The organism is Rhizobium sp. 01T444 (genome assembly GCF_056398305.1).
Genome location: NZ_JBFTPD010000240.1, coordinates 1 through 633 on the forward strand (window position 1 = coordinate 1; position 633 = coordinate 633).

2 protein-coding genes are annotated in these 633 nt (G+C 67.4%); one reads left to right on the top strand and one right to left on the bottom strand.

Annotation, left to right across the window (positions count from 1 at the left end):
- Window positions 1-417, top strand: a 417-nt coding sequence (locus AC1DTN_RS38205) for a PQQ-dependent sugar dehydrogenase (protein ID WP_477925374.1), incomplete at its 5' end; no start/stop codon positions are given.
- On the opposite strand, the gene AC1DTN_RS38210 is transcribed toward AC1DTN_RS38205, so the two are convergent.
- A partial coding sequence (locus tag AC1DTN_RS38210) for a zinc-binding dehydrogenase (protein ID WP_477925376.1) occupies window positions 414-633 on the bottom strand: 220 nt, incomplete at its 5' end. The two genes, AC1DTN_RS38205 and AC1DTN_RS38210, sit on opposite strands and share 4 nt — an antisense overlap.

Genomic DNA, 633 nt, shown 5'->3' on the forward strand with positions numbered 1-633 from the left:
CCTTGGATCTACTACGGCGGCCATGTCGACGCGCGCGTGGAACCGCAACGCCCGGACATGGTGGCCAAGGCCATCGCGCCCGACTATGCGCTCGGCTCCCACGTGGCGCCGCTGGGCATGACTTTCTCCAGCCCTCGCGGTATGCCGCCCGAGTTCGCCAGCGGCGTCTTCGTCGGCGAGCACGGATCGTGGAACCGCAGGCCGCTGTCGGGCTACAAGGTCGTGTTCGTGCGCTTCATCGGCGGCAAACCCGTGGGTCAGCCTGTGGATTTCCTCACCGGCTTCCTGAACGCCGACGAGAAGGCGCAGGGCCGCCCTGTCGGCGTGGCTCTCGACAAGAGCGGCGCGCTGCTGGTCGCCGATGATGTCGGCAACGCCGTCTGGCGTGTAGCCCGGACCAGACGCGCCGCGCCCTAGAAGCCTTCCAGCACCACCTTGCCCTGGGCCCTGCCGCTTTMGATCAGCGCGTGGGCCTTGCGCAGGTTGGCCGCATTGATCGTCCCGAAGCTCGCGTTGGCCGTTGTTCGGATTCGGCCGGCGTCGACCAGCGCCGCGACCTCGGCAAGCAATCTGCCTTGCTCGGCCATGTCGGGTGTTTCGAACCTCGAGCGGGCGAACATCATTTCCCAGTGC